We start from the raw sequence: 16718 nt of genomic DNA on the forward strand, positions 1-16718 counted from the left end.
TTAGCCAAAAGCAATCGCGACTCATCAAAGGCCTCCTGTCCGAGACCGTGAATCACAAACTCAGCGCCGAAGGAATCACTTTTATGGGTCCCGACCCTAGCGACGCGATTTGCAGCGGTCCCGGAGAGCATCATGGCCCGCAGAAAGAACCTCACGTTGAACGATCTGCCCCTCTACGCGACCGACGAGGAGATCGGCGAAGCCGTGCTTGGTTGGGCACGAAAGGGCGAGTTCAAAGGGCTGGCCGTCTTGCACGAGCGGCAAGGGATGCCGAGAATGTCGCCTGTGTGGGGTGGCCGCTACGTCCCAGCCGTCAAGCTGTTCCTGGATGGTCAAAACGGTGTGACAAAGGCCGTTACCGCACTAGCCCCGAACGGAATAGAAGGAAGCTTTGACGGGCTCAAGCGGATGCGCAAGCCAACGCCGCGCGTCTAGCCCCTGCCCGCCAATTCTGACGATGAGTGCCGGTCGCTCCGAAGCCATCCGCCGCCTTGTGGAGATCGGGCTGAAGGGTAAAACGAAATGAGTAAGGCGTCCGGAGAGTCCGAACCACATAAGCCGGTTTAGAAGGAGATGCGCTACCTGACCAAGCGACGGCCCCGGCAGCCTGCAAGTGCCGAGACCGCCACAGGCGGGGTGTCATGGGCAACACCCCCAACAGCCAAACCCCAACTGGCATAAGGTTGCTCTTCCAAATCAGGATTATTTACATCGCCCCTAAGAATATTGGTGCAGCCTTCCGCGACGGAATCTCTGCCCGTCAAACTCAACCACTTCTTTTCTTTCTAAGTATTGTTGTGCGGCTCTAGTTATGACCGGTGGGACTGCCCATATAGTTATTATTGCCAGCACGCTAACCAACCGGCACTGGCGACAGAGAGACGCTCCTGTGCTCCCGCCCACGAAGGGAGCAAGCTATGTACGCCATGGTCTATCCGATTCATCTTCAGAGAAGTTCGGAACGCAGATGGGCAAATCGCGTCGCTCGTGAAATACCCCTCCGAAGATCACGCCCCGAAGGGACTGATACCTGCGCTTGTGGGAATGCTGTAACAGCACCCGTGAACTCGCGGTATTCGCCTCATATCGTCGCTAACGAATGGCACTGCACCAAGTGCAACGCTCGGTGGACGACCGAAGCATCCAATCCGTGCAGCTAACGCGTCAACTCCTCCCCTGATTCGAGTTCTCGTCACAACGCCGCATATGACGGTGCTTGAACCGTTATCAGCGCTCGCCATCGCTTCGCTGCCCGGACCTCTGCATTTATCGGTGACTGAAAGCGTTGCGATTCCGCCTTCTGCCAACAAAGGAGCCACGCCATGCAGACTCGATCTCGCTTTCGTCCGAATCCAAAATCGCTCTATCAACGTCTCAACGACGAAGCTCAGCGTCTACGAAAAGAGGCGCGCGGTACTCAGCCCGGCGTTGAGCGAGAGCGGCTAATCCGAGAGGCCCGACAGGCTGAAACAGCGTCCCACATGGACAAGTGGCTGTCATCCCCAGGCCTTCAGGCGCCGAGATAATGGGTTAAATATCGCGCCTACCTCTTGGCAAGCACGAAACGCTCAGGTCGTTTTCGTAAAAGAACACGACCGAGTCTGATTGGGCTGGGCAAAGCGGGGCCGCGGGATGCAGGCCGCCGAAGCGTTGACGTTGGAGGTCGTGTGATTGGGGAGCGAAGTGAATTTATGAAAACGTTCTTCATTTGGCTCTTCGGTATAGTTATTTGCGGTTTCGTTGGTGCGCTGATTGGCGAGTACTTTGGTGAGCGTCAAGTTCTCGGGTTCGTCATCGGCCTGGTCTCGTTCGCATTTTTTAAGCTTTTGGTAGTGCCAGAGCGAACTGACCGCTACGGCACAGGTGGATTTGATGAATGACAACCAGCCGACTATAGACCCTTGGAAGGCATTGGCCGAAATCCAAGCACTGGTTTGCGCTGCTCTAGAGAGCGCAGACCCTGTCGTCATGCGGCACGACTTAGAGATGATCCTGACGATCGTGGAGAAGGCGCTGCATCCGCGGGACCCGGAATAGAAAACCCCGCAGAAGCGGGGCTGAGTTTGCAAGTTGGCGCTCCCGGCGAAAAAGCAAATGGCCCGAAGCAATGCCCGGGCCATCCACATCGCGAGCGAGCGTACATCCGGCTCAGCTCACTAACCTATCCGCAGGTTGCCTGCGCTCTCCTTGCCCCGGTCCGAAATGATCTCGTAAGACACCTTGGCGCCCTCTGCCAGGCCGTTGAAGCCAGCCTTCTCCACGGCCGAGATATGGACGAACACGTCCTTGCCGCCGTCCTCGGGCTGAATAAAGCCATAGCCCTTTTGATCGTTGAACCACTTCACAGTACCAATTGCCACTTTAGTCATCCCCAAAACATTGAAATGCGAGTACAGCCTTAAGCTGTGAGGAAATGCAAGATAGGCCGCCGGTAGTACAGGGGCCGTTATGCCAGAACCTCCTCGGCCTTCCACTACAGAGTGGGGACTTACCAATCACCGATTTTTATCAGCCAATTCAGTTCAAGCGGATGCTCCAAAGCCCGCCGCCGCTTTGTCGAGCTTGGTCTAAAAAAGGGCAAATGAAATGAAGAAGCCCGAGGAGTTTGAACGACGCAAGCTCCCTTCGAAAGAGGAGCGTGCAGCCCGCAAAGTGCTACGGAAGGCCGACGCAAGAGTGGCAATGGCCGAGCACGAGAATGCCGCGGAGGCATTCGCGAAAAACCGGGAGCGTCTACGAGAAGAGCGCCTCGCTCGTGAGGCTGCCGAGCCGCACTCGCCACCGAAAAAGAAAAAAGCGGACAGTTGAGCCCGGACCTAGATCTCCTAAACACCCACCCAGGCGGTACCTATGTTCACCCTGTCACACACGGTCGCTGCCACTAGTTTGGCGGGATTTCTCTGTCTATCTGGCATATCAGCTCACGCTGAGACCATCGTCGGCGAGCCGCGCATTGTCGACGGTGATACCGTTGATATTGGAGGGAAAAAGATCCGGCTTCAGGGTATCGATGCCCCGGAATCGGACCAGCTGTGTCTGGATGCCCAAGGTGAGAAATGGGCATGTGGCATCGCTGCGCGCGATGCTCTCTCGGCCTTCTCCAAGAATCGGCCTTGGTCCTGTGAAGTCGAGGGTCGTGATCGCTATGATCGGTCGCTCGCTTTTTGCTCCATCGGTAGCCAGGACATCAATCAATGGATCGTCCAGAACGGATGGGCACTCGCATTCGTTAGCTATTCCAACCGCTATGTCGCCGATGAATCATGGTCCCGTGACATACACGCCGGACTTTGGTCGGGCGCGTTTATCGCCCCATGGGACTGGCGATCCCGGAGCGAACAGACCGTCATTCTCGGCTCCATCTCAGTGCCAGCGACTGCTCAAAAGCTCTGGCTGGAAGGGATGTCGTCACAGGACGCTCCCGATCCGGCATGCACCATCAAGGCCGGCGTGCACGACGGCGAATGCATTTATCACCTTACCGGTGATCGCTGGTACGCGAAGATGACGATGGATAAGCCAGACCGGCACTGGTTCTGCTCAGAGAAAGAAGCCGAAGCCGCGGGATGTAGGGCTCCGAAGCGTTGATGGGGCAGCACAGGGGACGAGATGAACGAACGTAGAGCCTTGATCCACATTAAGAGCCTAATAAAGGCGCGCAGGCGGGAACTACCCTCCCCGGTCGATAATGAACCTCCCATCGATTCCGTCAAAGCCTTGCAGCACATCAAGACATTGGCTCGCGCCGCGCAGGACAGCACCGACATGGACTTAGCGCAAAAGCACATCGAGATGATTTTGACGCTGGTGGATAAGGCGCTGCCGAGGACGCGCAAGGGGATCCGATGAGTGACGATGAGGGCAAAAGCCCACCGGCGGAGCCGAGATCTCTTTACGATCTCCCGGTTGACATCGCGATTAGGCTTCGCTGGGTGCTGCGAGACATTCGAGCGGGTCGCTTAAAGCTGATCGCGCCCTCGAGCGATGATTTGAGGTCCCTTGCAGAGCTCGGGTTGGTCACCGTGGATGACGATAAGCTCGTCCTGACGGACGCAGGATATGAAGCGATTGGCATTCCCGGATAGGAACGTCCCCTCATTCCTAACATTGACCCTTGGACGGACGGCGTCCTCCGTTCGATCCATCGACTCCCGCCGGTGAGATTTACCACCCCCGCCGGCGGGTTTCCCAAGGGAACGCTGCTACGCTTGGCGAATAGACGGGTGGACCCCGAACTCGCTCAGCGAGACGATCCACCACACCCCCGAATTGGCAGCTCAACCAAGAAATAGCTCGCGCGGGAAAAGTTCGGCACTAGAATTTCCGTCGGTTCAAACGGTGGAGGTGCGGCGATGGCCAAGCGTCATGGTTTGAAGCAACTTACTCTCGTGGATCGCCTTACCGCCTGGGCCGGTGAGGTGCGGGAGCAAGCAGCGACGATGGCGCCGGGGCCAGAGCAAGATGCACTGCTCAAGAAAATCGCCCAGGCCGACCAAGCCACAGAACTTTACAACTGGATCAACTCGCCGGAGCGTCAGCCTCCGAAGTGATCGTCACGAGATAATTGTTTCGCGCGCTCGCTTGAGCTCAGCCCTGTTGACGGCACATTGGCGACCTCGCGGGTCGATATCGGGGCCGGCCGTTGCGCACCGCGCAACGGCCATCCTGCCCAACTCAGCAGTTGCCCCCGGTCTTGCTGTTGCCGGTGCCGCTGTTGATGTAGCTCGTGCCGCTCAACGCCTGACAATAGGCCCCGACGACGGTGTTGTAATTTGCGCCGGAAACGAGATGGATTCCGGTCCCACCGTTTTCCATGCGAATCCCGGATATCGTCGAGCCGATACAATTTCCATCAGTGGTAAAGGCTTCGGAGAACCCGGTCTCGATTTGCACTCCGACGAACGTGTTCTGGTTGCCGCGGCAGTAGAAACCGTATTGCCCAAGGCTCGTGACCCGGTCGCCTACTAAAGTATTGGAGTTGGCGACCGGGTCCAGATAGTACCCGTCTAGCCTAATGTCGCGCGCGACAACATTCGTAACTCGATTATAGTATGCGGCGATATTGCCCCCGATATAAAGTCCGGTGTCGACGTTCGCGATAACCGTGTCTTCGACGACCCAATCGGAGGTATCAAAAAGATAAACGCCTATTGACCCAACCACCGACGACCCGTCGACCGTGCAGCCCTTGAATACACCCTGATAGGTTCGGCCAGAGGCATGACCGTAAGGAACGACAAGCGAGCCAGCGCGGTTGAACTTGAGCGTGACGCCACGGCTACACATGATCGTGGTGCCGGGGCGAACCTGAAACTGGCTCGTGTTCATGTTGCATACGGAAGTCGTCGACGTCCCCGTCACGATGCCCGTCTTGGACGGAGATACGGCGACAGCGGCGAGGAACTTGTCCATCGCCACGCCATCGTTGGTCGAGCCGTCGCACGCCGTTCCGAAGTCAGCCGAATAGAGGATGCCGCTATCGAAGCGGCTCTGAACAGTTTGCGAGACACCGCCGGTTCGCGCGCTCGTGTAAGGCGCGGTCGATGAGGTCCAAGCGATGTTGCTACCTGAGAACGTGAGACCGGCGCCGAGGGAGGCAGCGAGAGTCCCGCCGGACGTGGAAAGGCCGTTGCCGAGATTGAGATCGATATCCGATCCAGTGACCTTCAGGCCGTTGGCTAGGCCAATGACACCGGTAAGCGACCCGAGCGAGGTAACGCCTGCCGTGCCGCCCGCCGCGAGGTTGCCAGGGGACGTGGTGTAGAACGTGCCGGTGCCCGCATTGTACAGCAGCACGCGGTCGTTATTCGTGTCCGGGCTCGCCGTGAACGGCAGCCCCTGGATCGTGCAGTCCTGAGCATCCGCGGTCGAAACCGACGGATTGCACTTGAACGTGGCAGCCGGCATCTGAGCCAGCGCCGAGTTCGGAATGCTATTCGGCCCGATCACGTTCTTGAGAAGCTGCGGGATCGGGATCGCCTGCGCCGGGCCGGCGCTTATCCCGAGTCTCCCCACGACAGAGTTCGGCGGCAAGGTCTGCTGCTGAGCAGCGGCGAGTGCCGGCTGCAGAGCGAGGATGAGAGTCGCGACAATTGAGTGGCGGCGAAACATTGGCGTCTTTCCGATTGCCCTGACGGGCTCGGCTGCAATCAGTGCAGTCGCTGGAAAGACGGTTTTTCGCCAATGTCTCAGAGGCGAAGCTGGTAACGGAAGCTCAACCGAAACGTTCTGGGCGAACGCAGCCTACTCATTCACTAGGCAGAGATTCCGACGAGAGCAGATTTTTGAACCTAGCTTCGTCCAAGCCTGCCAGCTTTCGCAACGTCTGTGCGACGCGGCGCCAGCCCTCATTCTGTCCCCTTAACTCGCGGGCCCTCGCGCGGGTCGCCTTGAGCTCTCGCTTGAGGCCAACAATGGTTGTCTCCGAATCTCTCATTTACGTTTCCAACCAGCAAAAAATGGGACCGAATCTCCACCGGTTCGGTCCTACACCGGATGCGGCGCTTGCCATGCGCGCTGGAGCTCAAGAAACTTCAAACACAAGTGCGAACTAGAGTGCTGAAGAAGCGGCGGCAGCTTTCAAGGCATCAACACGTCGTTCCAGGTCCGCCGTGATTTCCGCAGCCTTGACGCGATCGTCCTCCGCCGCCTTGTGGAGCTTTTCGATTTCGCGCTCGCGGAGGTTGAGATCGTGCTGGCGCGACTTGCACGCCCGCTCGAAGGCCTTCTTCTCTGCTTCCATGCTCGTTTCGAAAGCAGTTCTCTCGTCTTGCAGAGCGAGACGCTGTTGGGCGATTTCATCCTTGATACTATCGGCCGAGGCGATCACTTCCTGGGCTTCAGAGGCGGCGTCGAAAATTTCGGTGATGCGCGATTTGACGGCATCAGTGTTGTTAAAGAAAGCAACGAGCTCCATGAGGTGCTCGAAGCCGCTGCGCGGTGCGGTGGGTGCTGGATTGTCCAGGCTGCTGACGTGGTTGAGGCCGAGATTGATCATGTTCGGAACGTCCTATTGCGGCAAGGGACGGACGCCGTTGCCGATCGGTAGGTAGCCGGCCGGCAGAATCGGCTTCGCAAGCTTCTGTGCGTATGTCTGGATGCAAACGCCAGCCGCAGGAGGATCGGCCTTGACAGTGATCGAACGCTCTTCGTTGGTTCGAGGATTCACGCATCGGACTTCGTAGATCATGATTGCTTTTCCTTCTTGATACCGGTGGCGATCACGCTGTTGGCGATGGTCATGAGCCGCCGTGCCTCGGCATCGCCGGAGAGGTACCGCTCGACAAAGGAGCTGTCTGCCATCTGCCGCTGTTTCCAGCCTTCGACGAGCTTCATCTCGGCAGCAGTAACGCCTTGACCCTCGATGAAGTCACGTACAATGGGATCCGCGATCCCAGCCGCTCGCAGCATGTCGACCGTGCCGGCCAGCAGCTTGCTCTGCGACGAAGGAACGTCGGGGCTGTCGAGGATGCCGGCCATTGCGGCTTCAACGGGATCGCCCTTGACGATGATTTGGTTTAGCTCGTGAAATTCCTTCACCTCGGCAGCGCCAGACTCCAGGAAGCGGTCACGCCATGCGTCATCCGAGGTCAGCGTCGCGAGACGTGCAGTCGCTTCGTCAGCGGATATCGAAGCTTGCTCTTGCTGTTCGCTCACGATCGTGTCCTCCCGAGATAGGTGTTCGCAACGCCGATGGCCGCGCACGCGTCAGTAAAACCGGCCATAACGATCGGATCGCTCAGCCGCTCGATCGGCAATCCGCTCGTGCAAGGATGACAACACCTCGCGAGTCCGGTTAGGGCGCAACGGTCGGCGTTGCAGGCGCTGGCGCATTCGGTCATCGTCAGACCGGTAAGATTCTCGCTGGTCATGCGAGGGCCTCTTGTGGCTGCTCAGTCAGCGCTGCGCGCATAGCGGCTTGGTCAAATTTCTCGACCTGGCGCTCGATGTCGCGAACGATTGCATCGCTTGCCCGCATGAATTCCTCAACCGCAGCCGGTATTTTTTCCGGGTGATTGCGGAAGGCTTCAGCCGATGGCTTTGCGAAAGGCAACAAAAGCGTGCCGCTACCGTCAGCGCGTCGTGGCGCCAATCGGAAAAGCTCCGTCAAGAGCAGCCGCTCGCACTGCCCGAAGGCAGCGCCGAATAGGCCGTTCGGTCCCATGTTCATTGCAGGCATGACCGTGCCTGTCGGAATCGCGGCCGATGCCGTCAAAGTCGCTTCCGAATACTCGCCGTAGGCAATTGCCATCGCCGCGGCCGCTTCCAACGTCCGAGACATGGCGTGGTCGCGGGTCGCCATAGCAGCCTTGAAGGCTATCAACTGTGCGGCGCGCATCTCGGTCGCTGCGCCGGCGACTGCCTGACGATCAATCCGGCGGGCAAGCTCAAGAGCCTTCTCAAGCTCTGCGACAGCACTTTCGCTCGTTGCGAGTTGCGACCGCAATTCAGCGAGGCGTTTCGCCGATCCGGGAGACCCCTCCGCGGCGTCGAGGACATGCTGGGCAAGCTCACCTTCGAGCGCCGCAAGCACGGACCTTGCGGCCTCAAGCTTCTCGGCGATAGGCGGCGCGCGCTGCGGAATTGGTTCGCTCATGCAGCTACCTCATCGTGCTGCTGTTTCAGCGCCTGGTTGAGCAGCACTCGCACAACCGCGGCCAGCGACCGATCCGTCGCCTTCGCTTTAGCTTCCAGCTTTTGGCGGAGTTCCTTCGGTAGGTGAACCGACATCACACAAATTTCGCTCATGGCCCATCCTTTCGCTGCTTGGATGTTCGCCACGAACACAATCCATGAGCAACGTCCCTGAGTGCGTCGGATCGAATAGCGGGCGCTTTCGTTTTTCCCACTGACCGCGAACGCGATCCGCCTGTATCTCGTCGACAACGGCAACGAACCCGAGACCAAGCGCAGCATTCATCAACGAAATCGACAGTCCGCCTGGCTTCTTCATGCCGCACATCAATTTCGAACAGTACCCGTCAGCCCAGCCGGCGATTGCATCCACCGTCTGATGCGTAATGCCAAGCTCGCGAATGCGCGCGCGCCACGCCGCAACCAAATCCTCGGTGCTACGGATCAGAACTTCAGCCATCGATCAGCCTCGGATGTTCAAAAACGGCCGCCGCTATTTTTTTGAAGCCGGCGCGAAACAGGAAGGAGACATCGAATATGAGGACAGGCCTGGTTTTTTCCTGCCACCACCCCCTACCCGGGTGTTTTTGCTGGAAAACCCAAGCCAATGGAGAAATCCAGCCATATCGCGAGCGCTCTTGCCCGCCGAACGACACCCGCCACACCGTGCCGATGACGATGGGAAATGAGGCGACGCGTCGAAAGCGCAGTCTTTCCAGTCCGATGACCTCGGGCTGCGTTCGCCGGGAAGCAATAGGTGCGCCGCGTGGGGGCCAGAAGCTAACGCGAATAACACGTTACTCGCGCCCATGGCCGGCGGGATAATGCTCACGAGGATATTGGTCGCGCGGCAGTTATCGCACACACGCTGACACTGATGTCCTTCTGCGCTTCCCTTCCAAGCGGGCGAAACGCCAGCGGCCACCAAGGCCGCGTCAAGCGTTGCAGACGCGCTAGGGGGTGTGGGGGAGACGTGTGCACCCGTTTGTAGGGGCGCTTGCAACCGTCCGCATGGGCGATTGTTAGGGCGTTTGTAGGGGCGTCTGTCGTCTTGCGGGTGCGTTTGTAGGGGCGTCTGCATGCTCATCGATCAGCCCTCGCGATGTGCTTCGACCGCTTACCGTCCACGACAACGATGGAGCCGGCTGCGAACAGCCTCTCCATTGCAGCCGCAAATGCCCTCGACTTCACACCGTTCGCCTCCGCATGACGCTCGAATGCGGCTGGCGCGTATCCCGATCCGGTGGTGCAGCGAACGAAACGGCCTTCGGCAGTAAATCTGTCGAGAAGCCGCAGGAACCGTTCATCCACGTCACGATCGACCGCAGCCCGATACGGTGACGCTGAGCCGGCCAAGGTGGTCGTGAATGTCAGCCCGTTCCAACGGAGCGTCACCTTCTCGCCGGTGCGGCCATAGTTGCTCTTGGTGACGGTGAGCGTGCGCTGATCCGGATCGTCTTTGTCCGGGTCGCTGAGGTGGAGCATCGACCGTACGCTGTTGCGCCAGTCCACCGAGTTCGCGGTCCCGCTGCCGTCGGCCATGCCGCGCACCGATGGGTGATCAAGCAACACGATAGCGACGTCATGCTCGCGGGCAATCTTTCGCAGCATGGCGAGAAAGGCCCGAACTTGGCGGCGCGCGATGGCCTCGCCATCGAACACCGCGGCAATGTTGTCGATTACAACCAGGCGCGGCTTACTATTTCTGATCCAAGCCTCCAGCCAGTCCAGCAGTGGCGCCCGCGACAACCGGCCGTCTTTGTTGGCGTGCACCAGCCAAGTGCTCTCAAGGTCTGGAAACAACATGTGCAGGTTGGGCAGATTGTAAGGATCAATGCCGCGGTGCCGGCATATCCGCTCGACACGATCGCGGATGTTATGCTCGGGCTCCTCGCATGAGAGAACAAGCGCGCCGCCGTTCTCAATCAAGCAGCCAAGCCAGTCCTGAAGCTCCGCGGCGACGTAAACCAGCAGTTGGCTGATGATCTCGGTTTTGCCGCTACCACCATTCCCTGACAGGATGGTCAGGTCACCGCTCGGAACCCGGCCACCAGCCAGCCAACGCTGCTCCTCGGACTCGGTGCCCTTCCATGCTGCCGACGTGATTGTGGCATAGCGGGCCGTAGCCCCCGCCGGTTGATCATTAGCAATTTCGGGCGGTGCCTCTCCGTATGCCTCGAAGTTATCGACCGGCGGGATGTCATCCTGAGGACCGATATCCTCGTAGGGATCCACCGGCAGCTCTTCGTCGCGAGGCGCGCCGTCCCGCCTGTATCCAAGCTCCTCAAAAACCTGGAGCGCCATTGCGCGATTTACGGAGTCCAACATCAGGCAGCCTCGAGTAATCCGACAAGCGCCGGTGCATCATCTGGATGCCTGCGCAGCCATGCTGCGAGATCATCCGCGCTCCCGGTGCGGACAATGAATTTGAACGCGTCGACGGTCGATTGCGGCGTCCGATACTTCGCCGGCAAAGTCTTGCGGTTCTCCGGCAACTCGCCGGGGCGCCGCCAGCGGTCTCGCGGGTCGGCCAACTTCCACTGCATGACGAGTAGCGCGTCGCAGTCGAATTCCATCATCTCCGTCGGCGCGAAAGCATCAGCAACTCGACGCTGCACCTCGTCATGACCGAGTTCGTCGACAACACCAGCGGACTCCGCAAGCGCTTGCAGGCAGTCGATAGCGATGCGTTTGTCGAGCCACTGCATGTCAGTGAACCAACGCAGGACAGCGGCTGCCTGACCAAATTCGGCTGCCGCATCCATTATTCGGCCTCGCTGTCATCGAGGAGACCGAGCTCGGTTGCTTTAATCACCGCTGCATCGATCGCTTTCTTAAGATCATGCAGGCGCGCAACTTTGACGGTGATTCCTTTCGATGTCGGGACTGAGATCCCTTCGCGATTCGCGACGAACTTGCGAAGGTCAATTAAGTTGCATCCCTTATAGGACTGAAGCGTTGTGGTGATCACGTCTTTGCGGCGATTCGAAAAGAACCGATTGACCACGACCGGCTCAGCGAGTTCGGGTTTGCGGGCTCCCATGATCAAGCCGCCGTCTCTTCAGACCGCGCCGCGAGCCAGCGGCGATTTTCGCCGAGGGCAACTCCGATGCGGCGGGTTGAGATTCGTACGAACTTTGGTCCCTTGCCGTCCCGCATCAAGCGTTGGCCGGTGCTACGACTAAAGCCGTTGAGGCGGCACCATTCATCAAAAGACAAAATCCGGAGGTCAGATAACGCGAGGTCGTCAGTCACGAAACACTCTCCTTGAGCATCTAAGATGCTGAGGGAGTATTCAGCGATTTCCGAGTGTCGCTATTTGTCGTTAGCCGACTATTTGCGGGCAGGTTTCGACACGGCTCCAGAGGTCGCGCAGATCCGCGCCTTTCGCGCTGTGTCGCGAGACACGCCACCATAGCGAGCTGCGAGCGCCTTCTCCGGCTCGGCCCTTAGGCCATCAACCGTAATTTTCCCGACCATCAAATCTTGCTGCATCTCGGCCACCACACGATTTAGCGTGCCGGCCTTGGGACCTCGTTTTGCTTTCGGGCTGTCGATTGGCGGTAGCGGTGGAATTTCAGCTAGGAACGCAGCGAGACTATCGCTGGTGATAAAAATTTCCCTTGTGCACCCTTTCGCGGTGAACCACTTGCCGGTGCGCCCATCGGGCATGGGCCTCCCATTATCGTCAATCAGTGGCAACTCGAGATCTACGGTCCCGTGCTCGAAAAACTCTCGCCAACGCTGACGCCACCAAATTTTTGGATCGAGATCATCGGCGCCGCCGTCCCATGTGCGATAGGCCGCTTTCAGCTTTCCGCCGTGACAAGCTTCCGCGATCTCGCGCTCGGCATCGACCTTTGGCGGAAGCTTAGCCCGGATAATGTCGAGGGCAACTCTGAGGGGAATAAAACCGATGGGTGGTGCAAGCATAGTCAGACCTCACTACGCCGCAAAGAAACCACGTTATCGACCGAGCCCACAATCTCAATGAGATGTGCCTCCCAAATCCGCAACGCCTCACCTATCTCGACCTCATAGGAATGACGATCGTAAATGCCGCCGATCCCTGATTTGTGACCAACGTGGTTTAGCACCAGCTCAGCAATGTGCGGGAGCACGCCAAGCTTGCCGAGGCGCGTTCGCACAGTCCTGCGAATGTCATGCAAGCGCCACGGCGGCAGAGGCTTCCCGATCGTCGTTGTGATGGCACTATTGAGGCGGATGGTGCTGTAGCTCCACGCGCAGAAGCCGTTCTCTCCGCCACCGAAGACCATCTCCCGAGCAAACCTCCGCGGCACTGCCGTCAGTATATCGAGCGCCGTGGTCGGCAACCGCAGCACGTGAGCGCGTTTATTTTTTACCCGCTCCTTCGGCAGCGTGATCTTGCCGGCAACCAGATCGATTTCCGGCCACCGGAGACACCCGATTTCGTCGCGCCGGCAACCGGTCAAAAAGAGCAGCCGAACAATCCGACCGAAGTCATCCTCTCCGGCATGATGCCAGATCAGCCTGATTTCGTCGTCGTTCAAAACCCTGTCCCGCGGCTCCCTGCCTTCGAGCGGGTTTGCGGTGCCGATCGTGGGATTGCCTTTCGCTCGACCTTGCTGCATGGCCCACTTGAAGAACGCCCCCAGCGTACTGCGGGCTCGCGCGGCCGACGTCTCCCCACGTTCTTTCACCAAGTCCCGGATCAGGTCGGCGATGTCCTCAAAGGTGACCGCTGACACGCCCTTTTTATGCAGCGGGACGCAATGCTTGATCAGGTACCGATCCGCCCCGACGTAGGTGTTCGGCCTCATTTTCGGTTTTCGGGCTGCCAAGTAGTCCGTGGCGGCCTGCAGGAAAGTGTCCCTAGCCGCGGTCTGCTCAGCCTTCAGGCGGGTCCGCGCCGCGCCTGGATCGATATTTAGCACAACCTGGGCAAATCGCGTCCGCGCCGCCTGCCTGGCATCCGCCAGATTGACCTTCCTGACATCACCGAGGCTCTCCCGGCGCTGCTTCCGGCCAATCCGGTATTGCGCGACGTAGGTGGCCTTCCCGCGCCGTAGGCGCACTCCGAATGAGGGAAGCTCGGGATCCCAGCGAATGTAGTCGGCCGCTCCGACTGGCGCCGTCAGTTTCCGGACGGAGGCGTCAGTCCACCTTTGACCTTTCGCAATAGCGATCATGGGAAGCAGTCCTTATCGGCCGCGGGGAAGCATATGGGAAGCATCTGGGACGCCTAGAATGACCAATTGTGGCCCTTCGCGACACGAACAGTCACGTGCTGATACCCGCTAAGCCATTGATATCTGCGGATTATGACGCGCCCTGAATATTCGTGACGCGTTAGGCTATATGCTAGCCGGAAATCGAAAGCACATGGCCCAATCCCGAAATGAACATCGCCTCATTAACCGGCGTCGTGATGGCGTCGCGCCGTCCGGTCAGAAGCGCGGTGGCAATGGCCCGCGAGTCGTCGCTGAGAACAAGACGGATGCGGGCGTCGATGGTATCGCGCAACTCCTGCATCAGCGCGGCATAGCGCAACGCGAGCCCACCACCATGCGGAGGGCTCACGGTCTTGATGGTGCCCATGACGAAGCCGGACGCGCCAATGCCATGAAAATACATATCGCGGGCGAAGTCGTAGCTTCCTGGCCGTACAGGCGTAAGCGGCGGCTGCAATCGCGCTTTCAACTCCACGAAGCTCCCAACGGCGGGCGCGGCACCCTTCCTGACCGACAGCCGCACGCGATCGAGCTTGATGTGCGACCGCCGATTATCCATCCGAACGACGCGCAGAACAAATCTATCGGTCCGCTCGCGCACCTCGCTGGTTTCGACGAAGCCCTGGAGCAAGGGCGTGTACATCGGCCGCGTCAGGACAACGTGGGAAACCTGGGCCGTCTTGATCGTGGCGACGGCAAATCCTGCGGCGACCGCCGCGACCATGACAGCGGCGGCAAACATCCGATGCCGGCGCAAGAGCAGCGCCACCACAAACAGAGCTACGGCGGTCGCGGAGACAACCCAGAGAACGGGCTCGTGATCGGCCGAAAAATAGATCGCAATACCTGTGCCAAATGCCACCGGTACCCACGGCAAGAGTTGGCCGGCTGCCGCTTCCGCGCCAGCCCAGGCTCGCAGCCGCGCCACCATTGCCGGTAAGGTGCCCGAAGGCGTTTGTGAAGGAGCAGCGACGGCTTGCCGCGTCGGCCACGTTCCTGCGTACCCTCCCCTCCGATCGCGAGCCCTGCCCCGCTCCGCCATCCGGCTGCCCCTTCACGCCCTCGCGGCGATGCTAGCGGAAGAGGCTGCACGGCGAACAGTGGAACGGATACGGAATACCGGCGAAATCAGGAGCCGGTCGCCGCAACCTTGGCCCAGGTGTCGCGCAGGCCGACCGTCCGGTTGAACACAAGGCTGCCGGGAGACGAATCCTTATCCCGGCAGAAATAGCCCTGCCGTTCGAACTGCACTGAACCTCCGTCATCCTCTCGGGCGAGAGCGGGCTCAACCATGCAGCCGGACAGAGTTTGAAGCGATTGCGGATTGAGTTGGGATACGAAGTTCGCCGCGTCGGGCTGCTCGGTATCGAACAGATGACCGTAAAGTCTGATCTCGGCCGGCACGGCGTCCGCCGCGTTCACCCAATGCATTGTGGCCTTCACCTTTCGGCCGTCAGGCGCATTGCCACCTTTGGTCGCCGGATCGTAGGTGCAGCGGAGTTCGAGCACTTCACCCGCGGAGTTCTTCACCACATCGCGGCATGTGATGAAATACGCATATCGCAGCCGCACTTCCTTGCCCGGCGACAAGCGGAAGAACTTCTTCGGCGGATTTTCCATGAAATCTTCCTGCTCGATATAAATCTCGCGCCCGAACCGCATCCATCGGGTGCCCTGCGAGGGATCATCGGGATGGTTCACTGCCTCAAGCTCCTCACTCTGGCCTTCCGGATAATTCTCGATCACGACCTTGAGTGGACGCAACACGGCCATGCGACGCGGCGCGTTCCTGTTGAGAGCCTCTCGAACGGCGAAATCGAACATTCCGACATCGACGGTACTGTTCGCTTTCGCAACGCCAATCCTCTTGATGAACTCTCGCAGCGCCTCAGCCGGCACACCGCGCCGCTGGAGGCCCGCAAGCGTGGGCATGCGAGGATCGTCCCAGCCCGCAACGTGACCACCGCGAACCAGTTCGGTCAGCACCCGCTTCGACAAAAGCGTATACGTGACGTTGAGCCGTGCAAATTCGTACTGATGCGGTCGCGACGGCACCGGAAGATTGTCGAGAAACCAGTCATAGAGTGGCCGATGATCTTCGAACTCCAGCGTGCAGACGGAATGCGTGATGTGTTCGATCGAGTCGGACTGTCCATGGGCGAAATCGTAGCTCGGGTAGATGTTCCACGTGTTTCCCGTGCGCGGATGATGGGCGTGTAGAATCCGGTAGAGCACGGGATCGCGCAGGTTGATGTTGCCGGACGCCATGTCGATTTTCGCACGCAGTACCCGCGCGCCATTGGGAAATTCTCCGGCCCGCATCCGCGCGAACAGGTCAAGATTCTCATCAGTCGGCCGGTCGCGGAACGGGCTGTGTCTGCCAGGTTCGGTCAGCGTACCGCGAGCCTGGCGGATCTCCTCCTGTGTCTGATCGTCGACATAGGCCTTTCCTGCGCGAATGAGGTGCTGCGCCCAGGCGTAGAGCTGTTCGAAATAGTCCGAGGTATAATAGAGGTGTGTTCCCCAATTGAAGCCCAACCAGCGGACGTCGCGCTGGATCGCGTCGATGTATTCCTGCTCCTCCTTGGTCGGATTGGTGTCGTCGAAGCGGAGATGGCAACGTCCGCCGAAATCATCGGCAATGCCGAAATTCAGGCAGATCGATTTGGCGTGCCCGAGATGCAAATAGCCATTCGGCTCCGGCGGAAACCGGGTGACGATGCTCTTGTGCTTTCCGGACGCAAGGTCAGCGGCCACGATATCGCGTATGAAATCCCGGCCCGCTTCCGCAGTCGATTCGTCGGTCATTGTGTGCCTTTCACTCCGGGCCTATGTGCCAAATCCACGCGCAGCCGCCAAGGGCTGAGATAC

General features: G+C 59.3%; 24 protein-coding genes and 1 pseudogene. 9 read left to right on the forward strand and 16 right to left on the reverse strand.

Features of this window, described 5'->3' with window-relative positions:
* The first annotated feature begins 132 nt into the window (after positions 1-132).
* The 4 genes from B2M20_RS08465 (at position 133) to B2M20_RS19500 (ending at position 2037) form a co-directional block, all read left to right on the forward strand.
* Positions 133-435 carry a hypothetical protein gene (locus B2M20_RS08465; protein WP_087881142.1) on the forward strand — a complete coding sequence of 101 codons (303 nt, stop codon included), beginning with the start codon at positions 133-135 and terminating at the stop codon, positions 433-435.
* An 887-nt stretch (positions 436-1322) separates the two neighbouring features.
* Entirely contained in the window at positions 1323-1526 is a 204-nt protein-coding gene (locus B2M20_RS19985) for a hypothetical protein (RefSeq protein ID WP_079446620.1), read from the forward strand.
* 165 nt (positions 1527-1691) lie between these two features.
* Positions 1692-1880 (forward strand): hypothetical protein, encoded by a 189-nt coding sequence (locus tag B2M20_RS08480; protein WP_079446621.1) that lies wholly within the window; start codon positions 1692-1694, stop codon positions 1878-1880.
* Positions 1873-2037, forward strand: coding sequence for a hypothetical protein (locus B2M20_RS19500; protein ID WP_158081516.1), 165 nt, complete (start codon positions 1873-1875; stop codon positions 2035-2037). Before B2M20_RS08480 ends, B2M20_RS19500 begins: the two co-directional genes overlap by 8 nt.
* 119 nt (positions 2038-2156) lie before the next feature.
* On the opposite strand, the gene B2M20_RS08485 is transcribed toward B2M20_RS19500, so the two are convergent.
* Positions 2157-2369 carry a cold-shock protein gene (locus tag B2M20_RS08485; RefSeq protein ID WP_079446622.1) on the reverse strand — a complete coding sequence of 71 codons (213 nt, stop codon included), beginning with the start codon at positions 2367-2369 and terminating at the stop codon, positions 2157-2159.
* Positions 2370-2586: 217 nt separating this feature from the next.
* Between B2M20_RS08485 and B2M20_RS08490 the strand changes: the two genes are divergently transcribed.
* The 5 genes from B2M20_RS08490 to B2M20_RS08510 all read left to right on the forward strand — a co-directional run bounded on the left by B2M20_RS08490 (position 2587) and on the right by B2M20_RS08510 (position 4550).
* On the forward strand, positions 2587-2808 hold the full coding sequence (locus B2M20_RS08490; RefSeq protein WP_079446623.1) for a hypothetical protein: 222 nt from the start codon (positions 2587-2589) through the stop codon (positions 2806-2808).
* Between the two features lie 42 nt (positions 2809-2850).
* Positions 2851-3588 (forward strand): thermonuclease family protein, encoded by a 738-nt coding sequence (locus B2M20_RS08495; RefSeq protein WP_079446624.1) that lies wholly within the window; start codon positions 2851-2853, stop codon positions 3586-3588.
* Positions 3589-3609: 21 nt separating this feature from the next.
* Positions 3610-3849 (forward strand): hypothetical protein, encoded by a 240-nt coding sequence (locus B2M20_RS08500; protein WP_079446625.1) that lies wholly within the window; start codon positions 3610-3612, stop codon positions 3847-3849.
* Entirely contained in the window at positions 3846-4085 is a 240-nt protein-coding gene (locus B2M20_RS19990) for a hypothetical protein (RefSeq protein WP_079446626.1), read from the forward strand. The genes B2M20_RS08500 and B2M20_RS19990 overlap by 4 nt, the downstream gene beginning before the upstream one ends.
* 267 nt (positions 4086-4352) lie before the next feature.
* A complete protein-coding gene (locus B2M20_RS08510) occupies positions 4353-4550 on the forward strand; it encodes a hypothetical protein (protein ID WP_079446627.1) in 198 nt (65 codons plus the stop codon).
* Between the two features lie 124 nt (positions 4551-4674).
* Here the strand turns inward: B2M20_RS08510 and B2M20_RS08515 are convergent, their stop codons facing one another.
* The 15 genes and pseudogenes from B2M20_RS08515 to B2M20_RS08590 all read right to left on the reverse strand — a co-directional run bounded on the left by B2M20_RS08515 (position 4675) and on the right by B2M20_RS08590 (position 16655).
* Entirely contained in the window at positions 4675-6111 is a 1437-nt protein-coding gene (locus tag B2M20_RS08515) for a right-handed parallel beta-helix repeat-containing protein (RefSeq protein ID WP_079446628.1), read from the reverse strand.
* A 439-nt stretch (positions 6112-6550) separates the two neighbouring features.
* Entirely contained in the window at positions 6551-6997 is a 447-nt protein-coding gene (locus B2M20_RS08525; protein ID WP_079446630.1) for a hypothetical protein, read from the reverse strand.
* 12 nt (positions 6998-7009) lie between these two features.
* Positions 7010-7189 carry a hypothetical protein gene (locus B2M20_RS08530; RefSeq protein ID WP_079446631.1) on the reverse strand — a complete coding sequence of 60 codons (180 nt, stop codon included), beginning with the start codon at positions 7187-7189 and terminating at the stop codon, positions 7010-7012.
* Positions 7186-7656, reverse strand: a complete 471-nt coding sequence (locus B2M20_RS08535; protein WP_079446632.1) for a hypothetical protein — start codon at positions 7654-7656, stop codon at positions 7186-7188. The genes B2M20_RS08530 and B2M20_RS08535 overlap by 4 nt, the downstream gene beginning before the upstream one ends.
* Positions 7653-7871, reverse strand: a complete 219-nt coding sequence (locus B2M20_RS08540; protein ID WP_079446633.1) for a hypothetical protein — start codon at positions 7869-7871, stop codon at positions 7653-7655. Before B2M20_RS08540 ends, B2M20_RS08535 begins: the two co-directional genes overlap by 4 nt.
* Positions 7868-8596 (reverse strand): TraB/GumN family protein, encoded by a 729-nt coding sequence (locus tag B2M20_RS08545; RefSeq protein ID WP_079446634.1) that lies wholly within the window; start codon positions 8594-8596, stop codon positions 7868-7870. The genes B2M20_RS08540 and B2M20_RS08545 overlap by 4 nt, the downstream gene beginning before the upstream one ends.
* The gene (locus B2M20_RS19505; protein WP_158081517.1) at positions 8593-8748 is read right to left on the reverse strand and encodes a ribbon-helix-helix protein, CopG family; all 156 of its coding nucleotides are present in this window, start codon (positions 8746-8748) and stop codon (positions 8593-8595) included. The genes B2M20_RS08545 and B2M20_RS19505 overlap by 4 nt, the downstream gene beginning before the upstream one ends.
* A gap of 969 nt (positions 8749-9717) precedes the next feature.
* Entirely contained in the window at positions 9718-10962 is a 1245-nt protein-coding gene (locus B2M20_RS08555) for an AAA family ATPase (protein ID WP_079446636.1), read from the reverse strand.
* On the reverse strand, positions 10962-11399 hold the full coding sequence (locus B2M20_RS08560) for a hypothetical protein (protein WP_079446637.1): 438 nt from the start codon (positions 11397-11399) through the stop codon (positions 10962-10964). The genes B2M20_RS08555 and B2M20_RS08560 overlap by 1 nt, the downstream gene beginning before the upstream one ends.
* Positions 11399-11641, reverse strand: coding sequence for a PC4/YdbC family ssDNA-binding protein (locus B2M20_RS08565; protein ID WP_158081518.1), 243 nt, complete (start codon positions 11639-11641; stop codon positions 11399-11401). Before B2M20_RS08565 ends, B2M20_RS08560 begins: the two co-directional genes overlap by 1 nt.
* Positions 11642-11679: 38 nt before the next feature.
* A complete protein-coding gene (locus tag B2M20_RS08570) occupies positions 11680-11889 on the reverse strand; it encodes a helix-turn-helix transcriptional regulator (RefSeq protein WP_079446639.1) in 210 nt (69 codons plus the stop codon).
* A gap of 78 nt (positions 11890-11967) precedes the next feature.
* Entirely contained in the window at positions 11968-12567 is a 600-nt protein-coding gene (locus B2M20_RS08575; protein WP_079446640.1) for a hypothetical protein, read from the reverse strand.
* A gap of 2 nt (positions 12568-12569) precedes the next feature.
* Complete coding sequence (locus B2M20_RS08580; protein ID WP_079446641.1) at positions 12570-13805, reverse strand: tyrosine-type recombinase/integrase; 1236 nt, start codon at positions 13803-13805, stop codon at positions 12570-12572.
* 175 nt (positions 13806-13980) lie between these two features.
* Positions 13981-14889: pseudogene (locus tag B2M20_RS08585) on the reverse strand (ComEC/Rec2 family competence protein); the annotation flags it as partial.
* Positions 14890-14975: 86 nt separating this feature from the next.
* On the reverse strand, positions 14976-16655 hold the full coding sequence (locus B2M20_RS08590; protein ID WP_079446643.1) for a glutamine--tRNA ligase/YqeY domain fusion protein: 1680 nt from the start codon (positions 16653-16655) through the stop codon (positions 14976-14978).
* Positions 16656-16718 lie beyond the last annotated feature (63 nt).

Source organism: Nitrobacter vulgaris, assembly GCF_002028545.1.
GTDB lineage: Bacteria > Pseudomonadota > Alphaproteobacteria > Rhizobiales > Xanthobacteraceae > Nitrobacter > Nitrobacter vulgaris.